Source organism: Rhizobium sp. R635, from assembly GCF_002211285.1.
In the GTDB taxonomy this organism is placed as follows: domain Bacteria; phylum Pseudomonadota; class Alphaproteobacteria; order Rhizobiales; family Rhizobiaceae; genus Rhizobium.
Genome location: NZ_LOKX01000016.1, coordinates 26,691 through 39,959, shown reverse-complemented (window position 1 = coordinate 39,959; position 13,269 = coordinate 26,691). Strand labels below are relative to the sequence as shown.

Annotated in this window: 6 protein-coding genes; all 6 read right to left on the bottom strand. The window is 64.0% G+C overall.

The genetic code is table 11. The features are described 5' to 3' along the window. Positions 1-9 precede the first annotated feature (9 nt). The 6 genes from addA to ahcY all read right to left on the bottom strand — a co-directional run bounded on the left by addA (position 10) and on the right by ahcY (position 13,197). A complete protein-coding gene (addA, locus tag ATY78_RS14540) occupies positions 10-3,564 on the bottom strand; it encodes a double-strand break repair helicase AddA (protein WP_088683030.1) in 3,555 nt (1,184 codons plus the stop codon). After that, positions 3,557-6,751 carry a double-strand break repair protein AddB gene (gene addB / locus ATY78_RS14535; RefSeq protein ID WP_088683029.1) on the bottom strand — a complete coding sequence of 1,065 codons (3,195 nt, stop codon included), beginning with the start codon at positions 6,749-6,751 and terminating at the stop codon, positions 3,557-3,559. The genes addA and addB overlap by 8 nt, the downstream gene beginning before the upstream one ends. A 4-nt stretch (positions 6,752-6,755) precedes the next feature. Next, positions 6,756-7,487 carry a nucleotidyltransferase family protein gene (locus tag ATY78_RS14530; protein WP_088683028.1) on the bottom strand — a complete coding sequence of 244 codons (732 nt, stop codon included), beginning with the start codon at positions 7,485-7,487 and terminating at the stop codon, positions 6,756-6,758. A 13-nt stretch (positions 7,488-7,500) separates the two neighbouring features. Then, the gene (gene tsaE, locus ATY78_RS14525) at positions 7,501-9,012 is read right to left on the bottom strand and encodes a tRNA (adenosine(37)-N6)-threonylcarbamoyltransferase complex ATPase subunit type 1 TsaE (protein ID WP_088683027.1); all 1,512 of its coding nucleotides are present in this window, start codon (positions 9,010-9,012) and stop codon (positions 7,501-7,503) included. Further along, the gene (locus ATY78_RS14520) at positions 9,009-11,594 is read right to left on the bottom strand and encodes a PAS domain-containing sensor histidine kinase (RefSeq protein ID WP_088683026.1); all 2,586 of its coding nucleotides are present in this window, start codon (positions 11,592-11,594) and stop codon (positions 9,009-9,011) included. Before ATY78_RS14520 ends, tsaE begins: the two co-directional genes overlap by 4 nt. A 202-nt stretch (positions 11,595-11,796) precedes the next feature. Beyond that, positions 11,797-13,197, bottom strand: coding sequence for an adenosylhomocysteinase (gene ahcY, locus ATY78_RS14515; RefSeq protein ID WP_088683025.1), 1,401 nt, complete (start codon positions 13,195-13,197; stop codon positions 11,797-11,799). Positions 13,198-13,269 lie beyond the last annotated feature (72 nt).

The following is a 13,269-nucleotide window of genomic DNA, read 5'->3' as shown; positions in this document are numbered from 1 at the left end:
TCCGGTATTTCACTTTGTCTTGAGTCCTGCAAGCGCCAAACCGAGCGCCTTTTCGCTCAGCGTGTAGAGCGACGCATTCTCGGTATAGACGAGCATGCAGTCGATGCGCTTGCCGGGATAGAGCGGCGCCAGGATCTCGCGATAGATCGCGAGCTGGGCCTTATGCGCGGAAGGGATCGCCTCCTCGGTCGCCGGCGGCACCCGGTTGGTCTTGTAGTCGAGAATGACGACACGATCGGCAAGCACGGCGAGCCGGTCGATACGGCCGGAAACGGCATAGCGTCTGCCGTCGAGCGTCAACGTGCCCATGATCGAGACCTCGGGCCGCGCCTCCCGGCCGAGGACCGGCTGCAGGCCCTCCTCGTTTAATAGTTTCAGAACCGAATCGATGAGCTTGCGCCGCTCGGCCTCCGGCCAGAACCGCGCCGCCCGTTCGCCATAGCGCTGCGCGGCATCGGGCCGTTCGCCGGCCGGAATATCGGGAAGCGCCTGCAGCATACGGTGGATCAGCCTGCCTTTCTCCAGCGAACGATCGCTGCGCTCCTTCTCGCCGAACAGCGGCGAAGTGATGAGCAGGCCGCCTTCATCTTCGTCGACGATCGTCCCCGCGCCGGAAGGGCTGAGTGGCCGGGGCAGCTCGGCCTGCGGCGGCAACGGACGCAACAGGCCGTCCGGCAGGGCTTCCTGGCTTTCGTGGTGTTGGCTGCGGTCGAGACGTTCGAAGCTGCGGTCCACCCGCGGCACGCGCCATCTGGTGCCCTGCCATTCGCCATCGGGGCCGGAGAACGTCGCCACCTCGACATAGGGATGATCTTCACGCAGCGCCGTCGAGATCATCTTGTGCCAGGTGTCGTTGTTCTCCCGCACCCCGCGATAGCCGCAGACGACCAAGCGGTCGGCGGCGCGCGTCATGGCGACATAGAGCAGCCGGCGGTATTCCTCTTCCGCCAGTCTCTGGACACGCGCCGCGTCGCTCTGCGTCAGCGAATTGGCAAGGTCGGAAACGGGAACCCAGACAGGCATCGGCGGCTCGCCGGACGGCGATTCGATCAGCCGAAGTTTCGGCATATGGGTATGCGTGAAGGCCTTGGAACCGCCGTCGACGAGGAAAACGATCGGCGCTTCGAGGCCCTTCGAGGCATGCACGGTCATGATCCGCACCTCGTTGCGCCCCTTGTCCTGCTCGCGCTTCACCTCGGGCGCCTCGAGCTCCAGGGTAGAGATGAAGGATTGCAGCCCGGGAAGGCCGGAACTCTCGTGGTCGAGGGTAAAGGTCAGGAATTCATCGAGAATATCGCTGACCTCGGTGCCGAGGCGCGCCAGAAATTGCCGCCGCCCGCCATGGCTGCCCAGCACCCGCGCGTAGAAATCATGAACCGACAGGCTCCTGGATTGCCGCAGGAACAGCTCAAGCTTTTCGACTGCGGCCCGGAAACGTTCGGTGCCGTCTGCGGCGAATTTCCTGAGATGGCTCCAGACGCTCTCATTGTCCCCACGCAGCGCGGCGATCGAAAAGACGTCCTCCTCGGAAAGATCGAAAAGCGGGCTCTTGAGCACGGCGGCGAGCGAGAGATCGTCCTCCGGCAGAAGCAGAAAACGGCCGAGCGCCAGCAGATCCTGTACGGCGATGTGGCTGGTCAGCACCAGCCTGTCGGCGCCGGCGACGGGGATGTCGCCGCGGCGCTTCAGTGCGCGCGTCAAGGCGTTGACGAAAGCGTCGCGCTTGCGCACCAGCACGAGGATGTCACCGGCTTCGATCAGCCGTTCCTTGCCCTTTTCGACGATCGTCTCACGGCCGACGAGCGTTCCGATCGAATGCGCGATCCGCCGCGCCAGGATGGCGGCCGGTGCGCTTTCCGGCGTCGCGTCGAAGGGCGCGGTCCAGTCCTCCTCCTTCACCACCGCTTCCGGCGCCACCATCTCCCAGAAATCGACGGCGCCGGGATGCCCGATGCGGCTCGAACGATGCACGACCGGTTCGCCGAGCGCGCTGAGGCCGCGTGCATTGTCCGGCTCTTTGAAGATGTGGTCGACGGCTTCGAGCACGTCGGCCGTCGAGCGGAAGGAGAGCGGCAGCCGGACAGAGGAAAAGCTCTGCCCGCTGTCGGAAACACGCCGCCGGGTCCGGTCGCTCTCTTCGGAGAAACGCTCGGGCCGCGCGCCCTGGAAAGAATAGATCGACTGCTTTTCGTCACCGACGGCAAAGAGCGTGCGCACGATCGGCCGGGCGCTTTCGCCGGAGAAGAAATCTTCGGCGAGCGACTGAATGACGCTCCACTGGATCGGGCTGGTGTCCTGCGCCTCGTCGACCAGGATATGGTCGATGCCGCGGTCGAGCTTGTAGTGAATCCAGGGCCCGACGCCGCTTTTCGTCAGGAGATCGGCGGTGCGGGTGATCAGGTCCTCGAAATCGAGCTGGCTGCGCTGCTTCTTCAGCTCCTCGTAGTCCTTGTTCAGCCGGTCGGCGAGCACGAGTGCTGCATGCGTGGCGCCGTACATCCGCATGAGCTTCAACCGGTCGCGGCTTGCCGCAACATGCGCGCGGGCAGCGGCGATGGCGTCAGCCAATTCAGGCGCTTCGGCGAGCATGGCTTTGACGAGGAATTGCGAATCCGCCTTCGGCTCGCCCTTTGCCGCCGTCAGGAAGATCTTTTCGAGCATTTCGGCGCGTCTTGCATCATCGCGCTCCCGTCCGGCGAGCCGGAGGCCGTAGGCAACTTCCTGTGCCTTTGCGCCCCCCTTGTGGTCGGCAAGCGAGAGGTAAAGTTCCAGCGTGCTGCCGGAAAGCCCGGGCAGCGGCCAATATTGCGCCGCGATCCCTCTTTCCGTGTCGTCTGATGCAAGGCCGAGCCTTTTGCGCAGCACCAGCTCAACGCCGCCATGCTGGTCGGCCGCCGCGGTGAAACGGCGAATGGCATTACGATTGGCCACGATGTCGCCGAGCAGGTTCTCGAGACCGGATTCGTCGCCGAGATTGAGCACATAGGCAAATGCCTCGGCAAGCGCGCGGTCTTGCGCCGGCGCGGTTGCCGTCAGCAGTGCCCGGCGCGCATCGGAAAGCAGTGCGGCGGCCGCGCGATCGTCGAGAACCGAGAAGTGTCCGGCGACGTTGGCCTCCAGCGGGAACTGATGCAGCAGCGCCTCGCAAAAGGCGTGGATCGTCTGGATCTTCAACCCGCCCGGCGTCTCCAGCGCCTTGGCAAACAGCCGCCGGGCCTCGGCAAGTTTGATCCTGTCGGGCGCCGTGCCCTCGATCTGGCCGATCCGCCGGCTGAGATCTTCATCGTCGAGCACCACCCATTCGGCCAGCCGTTCGAAGACGCGGTTCGACATTTCGGAAGCTGCAGCCTTGGTATAGGTAAGGCAGAGAATGGCCGAAGGCCGCGCCCCGGCGAGCAGAAGCCGAATGACGCGCTGTGTCAGAACATGCGTTTTGCCGGAACCGGCATTGGCCGAAACCCATGCCGAGCGCACCGGATCGGATGCGATGGCCTGCTGGATCGTCGTCCAGCCGATCCAGGCGCCCGGATCGTCGTCGTCGGGAAGGTCGGTCACATCATTCATCGCCGCCGCCTTCCTCGGTCTCGGCCGTCGACCATTCGGAAACACGGGCGAGATGATCGTAGTCGCCGCCGAAATCGAATTGCTGCGCCGGAATGAGCCGCGAGGTGAAGCCCTTCTCGCCGGATTGCAGCAATCCCACGAATTTGACCAGCTGATCGATCGATTCCTCGGCGAGATCCATCGCCGATTTTGCCTTGTCGCTACGCGCCGAGCTCTCGTTATTGACGGTATCGACCTGAAAGCGCCGTCCCGGGCGCAGCCGGACATAGAGCAGGTCCTGCGGCACGAGGCTGCCGGCATCGCGGAAGGCGCCGGCGCTCAGCGCCGCCGCTTCGAGCGCAAGCTGCGGATCGAGAAGCGCGCGCGCCTGAGCCGGCGAGGGATTGTAGCCGGTCTTGTAGTCGATGATATCGGCGGCGTTCGGTCCGGTGACGTCGATGCGGTCCGCGACACCGTTGAGCCGGATATTGATCGCCTCCAACTCGACGCCGCCCCGCACTTCCGTCAGCGTCTTGCGGATGCCGGGTCGCCGTCCGGCCTCCCATTCGAGGAAGGCGCGGGCCACTTCGCGGAAGCGCGGCCGCCACACCGCATCGATATGTGGCGGCAGCTGCTCCATGTCGAAGAGCTCGGAAAGGATGCGCTCCATCGCCGCTGCCGCATCCGGCGTGCCGGCGATATGGGCCTCCCGGATGAAGCGGTCGATGATCTTGTGGTAGAGCGTGCCGCGTTCGGCCGCTCCCGGATCACGATTGAACGGATCGACCGGGTCGAGCCGCAGAACACGGCGGGCATAGATGGAATAGGGATCGCGGCGCAGCCGGCCGACTTCGCTGAAGGAATAGGATTTCGGCTGTAGCGCGAGCGGCGGCTTTGGTGAGGGGCGCTGTGCCGGTGCCTGAGCCTCTCCGCGGTCGATGAGGCCGGCCCATTGCAGGTATCGGTTGCCGCGTCCCTTCAACTCCGCTTCGAAAGCCTCTCCGCCGAGCGCCAGGAGCCGCTGCAACCAGCGTGAGCCGACAGTCGGCGTCGAGCCCTGGCGCAGTGCGCGCGAGTAGATCAGATGGCGCGTGCCGTTCGCCATCTCGAAATCGTGCGCCAGCTGGCCGATGCGCCGTTCCGGCGGCTCCAGCCCGATTTCGGTCTTCATCATCCTGGGAATGAAGGGATTGTTGGCGGTCTGTCCCGGCCAGGAACCCTCGTTCAGGCCGCCGAGGATCAGCGTGTCGACGCTCTGCAGGCGGGCTTCCAGCGTCCCGAAGATGAAGAGCCTGGGATGGCTGAGTGCCCGCGGCTTCACCGCATGGCCGGCGGCAAGCGCCGCCATGATGTCGATCCATTGCGGCCCGTCGGCCTCCATCTGGCCGTCCGTATCGATCACTTCGCTAAGCAGCGCGGCGAGCGCGTCTCCCGCCTCGCTCGACCAGAGATCGGCGAGATTGCCTTGCGGATCGGCGGCGACGGCTTCGAGGGAGCGGCCGGTGCGCTCCGCCCATTCGGACAAGGGAAAACTCGCCGTCCCGCCGCGATCTTCCGGCCGGTGCCGCAGCAGCGCCGAAGCGAGCGGCGCGGTCGCCTGTTGAACCCGGCGCGCAAGCCCGTATGCGGCATCGGCTGCTTCGGGGCCAAGCGTCTTTCGCCATTGCGGCGCGTGCCTGTCCAGGGCCTGTTCGGCAAGCTGATGGGTGAGCAGCGGCTCGAGTGTGCTGATGTCGACCTCCGCCACGCCGCCGCGCAGCGCCAGCAGCTCGAGCGCCTCGGTGGCCGAAATCAACGCGTCGCGTTCGAGCCCGAAACGGGCGAGGGGATGTTTGAGCAGCGAGACGATCGCCACCGGATCGCCCGGCCGCAGCGACGCCTCCAAGAGCAATTGCAGCAGGGTGCCTTGCGGCGTGGCCGCGAGCGGCGTGCCGGCCGAATCGTCGGCCAGGATGCCGAAGCGGGAAAGCTCCGCCATTACCCGGCGGGCGAGATTGCGGTCCGGCGTGATGAGTGCCGCCCGGCTTTCACCGTCCTGCCCGGGCCTTTCCAGCGCCAGCCGGAGCGCAATGGCAATCGCGGTCGCTTCCTCGCGCTCGTTGGCGGCTTCGATCAGCGACACATCGGCGAAGGCCGAAGACAGGGCGCCGTCAGGCAGATCGTTTTTCCATGCCCCCCAGTCGCTGGTCGCCTCGGCTGGGCTGAGCGCACGTGACAGGATTTCTGCGCGCCGGTCGAGATCGGCTTCCGGCCTGTCGAGAAGCGCGATGTCGGCGCACGTGAGCTTCAGGCGCTTGAGCAGGAACGACAGGCCATATTGCGGATGGCTGCGGCTTGCTGGGTTTACGTGTTGGCCGGGCTCCGGTTCCGGCGCGACCATCGGCCAGTGCTTGTCCGGCATGGAGAGATCAAGGCCCGGCAGTACGATCACGCCTTCGGGCAGATTGGCGACGGCGGCGATGAGATCGGCCGTGGCGGGAACGGAGCCCGTCGAACCGGCAATGATGATCGGCCCTGTGGGCGTCATCGTCGAAATCCTGTTTGCCTCGGCCCGGAGGATGGCGTTCCTGTGCCGCGCCGGCGAGGACTTGCCGAGCTCGGAAAGCCGCTCCGGCCAGAATGCGCTGGCGATCTGCAGGAATTCCGCCGTCAGCTGCCACCAGGCGGCATAGTCGCCGGTGTCGAGTTTCGACAGCTCCGACCAGTCGAGATCTTCGGTTTCGATGGAATCGATCAGCTCCGCAAGGTTGCGGGCAAGCCAGATCGCATCGGCCGGGCTTGCAGGCGCAACGAGCGGCGAATCCGAATGAATGTGGCGGACGATTTCCGGCAGCTTGTTGCGCCAGGCGAGGATAAGGCGCGCAAGCTCCAGCAGGCGGGCGGTATTCGACAGCGGCTGGGCGAGATCGATCGTCGCCGGCAGCGCCTCGTCGAAATAGCCGCTGTCGTCATCGGTTTCGCCGAGGGGACGGATGACGGGGAGGATGGCCGAGCGGCCGCCGAGCAAATCAACGAATTCCGATCGCAGCACGCGTACCGCGCGCCGGGTCGGCAGATAGATCGTCACCCCGGCGAGAGACAGCGGATCGTCGGGCTCGTGCCGGAAGAGCGGCGTCAGCCGGCCGTCGCAAAGTGTCGTCGCCAGCGTTTTCAGGAAGGGAAGGCCCGCCGGGATCGTCAGGATGCGTGGCTGGTGCCGCTCCGCCATGAGCTCACGCGAACGCCCGCAATCGGCGGATCGTTTCCTCCGCTTCGCCGATCGCCTCCGGCGTTCCCACGGTCAGCCAATGGCCTTCGAGCACGATGCCGAACAGCCGCCCGCGCGCGATCGCCTTGTCGAAATAGATATTGAGGTTGAAGGCATCCTTCGGCGCATCGTCGAATAGCGCCGGGTTCATGACGATCGCCCCGGCATAGACGACGGGATTGGTGGGATCGTCGCGATAACGCGTCAGCCGGCCGTCAGCGGCAAGGCCGAAATCGTTCTTGCCGTTATGGCCCGTCGTGTCCTCGATGCGGACGCAGAGCAGCGCCATGTCCATGCGCTCGGCATCGAAGAATCCGGCTAAGCGCTGCAGGTTCGTCGGTCGTCCCGGCTGTTCGCCGATCCAGAAGAGATCTGCATTCATGACGAAGAGGCTGTCGCGCGTCAGCAGTGTCAGGCCCTTCGCCAGCCCACCGCCGGAATTCATTAGCGCCTCCCGCTCGTCTGATATGACGATGTCGAGGCCGCGATAGTTTCCGAGATGATCGAGCATCTGGCCGGCGTGATGGTGAATGTTGACGACGGCTCGTTCGACGCCGGCCGCAACAAGCGAATCCAGCGCGTAATCGATCATCGGCTTGCCGTCGATCTTCACCAGCGGCTTCGGGATCGTATCGGTGATCGGGCGCATGCGGGTCCCGAGACCCGCGGCCAATACCATGGCTTGTCTGATCGTCATGCTGATCCGGAACTTATGATTCGCTTTGGCCTATTCCAGCCCTTGAGCACCAATCGCGCAAGGGGGCAAGCGTTTCGTGCTCGAGCGCGACCTGGAGATAGGAGAGCGTTCGCGGCATGTGCTTGAGGTAGCCGGGCTTGCCGTCCCGCTGCAGCAGCCGCACCCAGAGACCGGCAAGCTTGCAGTTGCGCTGCGCCGACATGATGGCCCAGGCCTTCATGAATCCGGCTTCGTCAAAGCCGCCCTGCGCGCGGCGGATGGTGAGGTAGTCGTCCATCAGTTGCCGGAAAAGATCCGGCTCGATGGTGACGCGCGCATCCTGGACGATGGAGGCAAGGTCATAGGCGGCCGGCCCTATCATCGAATCCTGAAAGTCGATGATACCGATCCTGCGGACGCCGCTCTCATGTTCACGCCAGATGATGTTGGGTGAATGGAAGTCACGCAGAAGCAGATTGGTTTCGGCCGATTGCAACTCGTCGATCAGGTCGTCCCAGATTGCCAGATATTCCTCGCGCTCGGTATCCGTCGGCGCCGTGCCGCGCTTCCAGGCAATATGCCAGTCGAGCACCAGCCGCACTTCCATCTTCATCGCCGTGCGGTCGAAGTCGGGAATGTGATGCGTATGGTCTGCTGTAACCGGGATATCTTGAGGAATCTGCATGGAATGAAGGTGTGCGAGACAGGCGACACTTTGCCGGTAACGTTCGGGGATCGGCCGCCCATCGTCATCGAGCACGCCTTCGCTGCCGAGATCCTCGATCAGCAGGATGCCCTTGTTATAGTCGACCTTGTAGATCTCCGGCGCCGCAAAGCCGCGTTCGCGCAAGGCGTTGGCGATCGCCACAAAGGGATAGGCGTTTTCTGCGAGATGGGCGACCTTGGGATAAGGTTTGCCGTCCAGAACCGGTGGGCCGTCCGGCAACGGCGGCCAGTCCATCAGGATCTTGCGTTCGCCCTTCTTCGGATAGACGGATTCATAGGCGCGCAGCGACGCATCCCCGATAAGGAAACGCCGCTTGGCGTCTCCACAACCGGCATCGGCAAGAAAGTCGCGGATATCAAGCACACGCCGGATACGGGCCGCGGTCTTCTCAGCCGCCGTGATCGTGGCGCGGCGGCCGGCGCCTTCATGTTCGAGCCGCAAGGAGATGCGAGACGCCGGCAACTCGCCTTCGGCCATCTCGGGCCATTCGACGAGGCAGATGCCGTTCTGCAAGGCCTCGTCGAAGCCGAGTTCAGTCAGCTCGGCAGGATCGCCCAGCCGGTAGAGATCGAAGTGCGAAACCGGGATGCGCAGATCGTAGGATTGTACCAGCGTGAAGGTCGGGCTCGGGACTTCCAGACCCTCGTCATCGGCCGCGGCCCGCAGGATGGCGCGCGCCAGCGAGGATTTTCCGGCGCCGAGATCGCCCGAAAGGGCAAGGCAATCGCCGGCTTTCAGGGCGAGAGCCAGGTCTTCGCCGAAGCGAATGGTGGCCGCCTCGTCCTTCAGGAAAAGCGAGATCGTGTCACTCGTCGTCATTCGGCAGCGGCGGAATGCGGGATATCGACCGAGGGGATGCGGCAGACGACGGTCGTGCCCTTGCCCGGCTCGCTATCGATCGTCACGTCGCCATGATGCAGGCTGACGAAGCTGTCGACGATCGAGAGACCGAGGCCGGCGCCGCCGCGTTTGCCGCTTTTTGCACCCGTCGCAAAGCGGTCGAAAACGGTGGTGATCATCTCAGGCGAGATGCCGGGGCCGCGATCACTGACGGCGAAGACGAAATCCGAGCCCTCGCGATGGCATTCCAGCGAGATCGAGGTGCCCTCGGGCGAGAAATTCGCCGCATTGGACAGGAGCTTCAGCAGGATCTGCTTCAGCCGCTGCGGATCGGCGACGATCGAGCCGAGATAGGCGGGCGCGGTGATTTCGAGCGCCACGCCGCTTTCGTGGAGGCGATCTGCGATCTGCATCGAGACGTCGTCGAGCAGGTCGTTGAGATCGATCTCCGCATAGTTCAGCCGCATGATGCCGGCATCGACGGTCGCAAGATCGAGAATATCGTTGACGAGCGTCAGCAGAACCGAGGACGAGGTCGAGATGTGGTCGATATATTCGGCCTGCCGGTCGTTCAGCGGTCCCACGCCCTGCGTGCGCAGGAGATCGGTGAAGCCGATGATATTCGTCAGCGGCGAGCGCAGCTCATAGGAAACGTGCTGAACGAAGTCGTTCTTCAGCTCGTCGGCCTTGCGCAGCGCCTCGTTCTTCTCGGTCAGCGCGCGTTCGGCGCGCACGCTGTCGGTCATGTTGACGAAGGTCAGCATGGTCTGGGCGTTCGGCAGCGGGATGACGGCGTAGTCGAGCACGAGGCCGGAGAAGAGTTCCAGCGTGCCTTGGCCCGAGCGGCGTTCGTCGTCGAAGCTGGTGATCAGTTCGGCGAAGGTCTTCCAGCCGTCCGGCCGGTCGTAGGAGGGCGCGCAGGCCTCGCCGAGGGCACGGATATGGGTGCCGGGCTTGGCCTCGGCTTCGGTGATCCCCCAGAGCGCGCGGAACGCCGGGTTGGACAGGCGGATGCGTCCATCGGGGCCGAACACCGCCACACCTTCGGAAAGATGGTCGATCGTTTCGCCCTGCACCTTGACCAGCGTATTGTAGCGCGTTTCGAGGTCGACCTGCTCGGTCAGGTTTTCGAACACCCAGGTGGCGCCGCCCTGCGGATGGGCTGTCGCGAAGACGCGCAGCGTCTGCCCGTTCGGCAGGTGCCAGAGATCCGATTGCGTATCGAGCGCGCGATAGACCGAAAGCGCCGCTTCCTTCCAGCTTTTCCAGTTGAGCTGGTCCGGCAGCTTCTTGGCTGCCCGCAGCCGTTCGAGCAGCTCGCTATTGTCGGGCCGGCTTTCGAGGAAGGCGATATCCAACTCCCAAAGGGCGACGAAGGCCTGGTTGTAGAATTGCAGCCTGCGGTCGCCGTCGAAGATGGCGACGGGTGTCGCGAGATGGTCGAGTGTTTCGGCGTGGCTCTTCAGCGTCCGTTCCAGCTCGGCGCGAACCGCCTCTATGTCGGACACGTCGACCGCAATGCCGGCCGAGCCGCCGGGAACCTTGACGTCGACGACGTCGAAGAATGTGCGGTTGCCGCGCACGACTGTCGAGATCGTGTCGTGGAAGGGCGATTCCGGCGTCGCCGTCGCGCGGATGCGTTCGCGCGCCACGGTCGTCAGCATCTCGCGGCCTTCATTGATCGCCTGCTGCGGCGATCGTGCTTCGACCGCCTCGCCGTAAGCAAGGTTGACCCAGGTCAGGCGGCCCGCCGGGTCGCGCTGCCAGGCCGGCATGTCGATCGCGTCGAGCATGGTCTGGAAGGCCGAGATCGAGGTCATCAGCCGGTCGCGCTCGATCCTGATCTCTGCGAGCTCGGCGCGCAGATTGTTGAGCGCCACGAAGCGGACGAAGGCGCGCCCGCCGGAAACCCGGCCCTGCGCCTCGAGCACTTCGTCACGGATGGTTTCGACCACCATGTCAAAGCTTTGCGCGCCGTCGCGCAGCCGGTCGATCGCCTTTTCCAGATCGGAGGCGGAGCGTGATTTCAGCCAGAGGCCGAAGGCCAGGAATTCTCCGTCCTGCGGCGCGCCGGTTTCGGGCGGAAGCTGGCCGAGAAGCTCAGGGCGGGTATTGCCGTCCCAGATGACGATCCGCCGGTTCTTGTCAGCGATCAGAGCCTGGTATTGCGAAATGCGCTGTTGGGCATCGGAAAGCGCCGAGCGGATTTCCCGGCTTTCGTTTTCCAGGTTGCCGCGCTGGCGCACGAGCCACAGTGTCGACAGCAGCGCCGCCGAGATGACGCCGATGACGACGGAAACGCCGACGACCTGCGAGGAGGTGAAGAGATGAGCCGAGGCCGCCGCCTGCTGCTCGGTCTGTGCCAGAACCGGCCGCGCCAGCGCGGCAAACGCCGTGCCGGCTGCGCAGGTTTTCAGGAAGCGCGCCAATGATCCATGCTCTTGCTTTGCGGCCTCGTGTGCCGTTGCAGATTGATATCCTTGGCCTGCCGTGAACGGGCGGCGACCGGCGCGAACGCCGTCATCCGCCTGACCGGACAGGCTGTTTTTCATTTCCGACATCCGCGGTATGTCTCCGTCTTTCAATGTGCCGCATTACGACAAGACATCCCATTTCGAGACGGTCGGACGGTGTCCGGCGTCCCGAATCAAGTCTTAAAACAATACTTCGGAAGGGAATCGGCGGGAAGGGAGCGTCCAAAAAATAAGCCGCGGCATTTGTCAATGCCGCGGCTTCTACATCTTGTGGATATTGATGATCCTATCAATATCTGTAGTGGTCGGACTTGAACGGGCCCTGCGGCTTCACGCCGATATAGGCAGCCTGCTCTTCGCTGAGCTGGGTAAGCTTCACGCCGAGCTTATCGAGATGAAGGCGCGCGACCTTCTCGTCGAGGTGCTTCGGCAGGATGTACACCTTGTTCTCGTACTGGCCGGGCTTGGTGAAGAGCTCGATCTGCGCCAGCGTCTGGTTGGTGAAGGAAGCCGACATGACGAAGGACGGATGGCCCGTCGCATTGCCGAGGTTCAGCAGACGGCCTTCGGAGAGAAGGATGATGCGGTTGCCCTTGGGGAACTCGATCAGGTCGACCTGCGGCTTGACGTTGGTCCACTTGAGGTTCCGCAGCGCGGCGACTTCGATTTCGTTGTCGAAATGGCCGATGTTGCCGACGATCGCCATGTCCTTCATCTGCCGCATGTGGTCGATGCGGATGACGTCCTTGTTGCCGGTCGTTGTGATGAAGATATCGGCCGAGGAAACGACGTCCTCGAGCAGAACCACTTCGTAACCGTCCATGGCGGCCTGCAGGGCGCAGATCGGATCGGCTTCGGTCACCTTGACGCGGGCGCCGGCGCCGGAAAGCGAAGCGGCAGAACCCTTGCCGACGTCACCGTAACCGCAGACGACGGCAACCTTGCCGGCCATCATCACGTCGGTGCCGCGGCGGATGCCGTCGACCAGCGATTCCTTGCAGCCGTACTTGTTGTCGAACTTCGACTTGGTGACGGAGTCGTTGACGTTGATCGCCGGGAAGGGCAGCAGGCCCTTCTGGCTGAGCTGGTAGAGGCGGTTGACGCCCGTGGTGGTTTCTTCCGTGACGCCCTTGATGGCGTCGCGCTGCTTGGTGAACCAGCCCGGAGAAGCGGCGAGGCGCTTCTTGATCTGTGCGAAGAGGATTTCTTCTTCTTCGGAATGCGGGTTGGAGAGCACGTCCTCGCCGGCTTCGGCGCGGGCGCCGAGCAGGATGTACATGGTGGCGTCGCCGCCGTCATCGAGGATCATGTTGGAAAGACCGCCATCGGCCCACTGGAAGATCTTGTCCGTATAGACCCAGTAATCTTCGAGCGATTCACCCTTGATGGCGAATACCGGAACGCCGGCAGCGGCGATCGCGGCGGCGGCATGGTCCTGCGTCGAGAAGATGTTGCACGAAGCCCAGCGGACTTCGGCGCCGAGCGCCACCAGCGTCTCGATCAGCACGGCCGTCTGGATGGTCATATGCAGCGAACCGGTGATGCGCGCGCCCTTCAGCGGCTTTGCCTGGCCGAATTCGGCGCGGCAGGACATCAGCCCCGGCATTTCGGTTTCGGCGATCGTAATTTCCTTGCGGCCGAAATCCGCAAGCCCGATATCGGCGACGACATAATCTTTTTCAGTGCTCATAGAGGTCTCCAGGCTGAAAAACGTCTCAAAAATTGGCGCAGGCGCAAGCAAGCGCACGGCATGCCAGCCGTT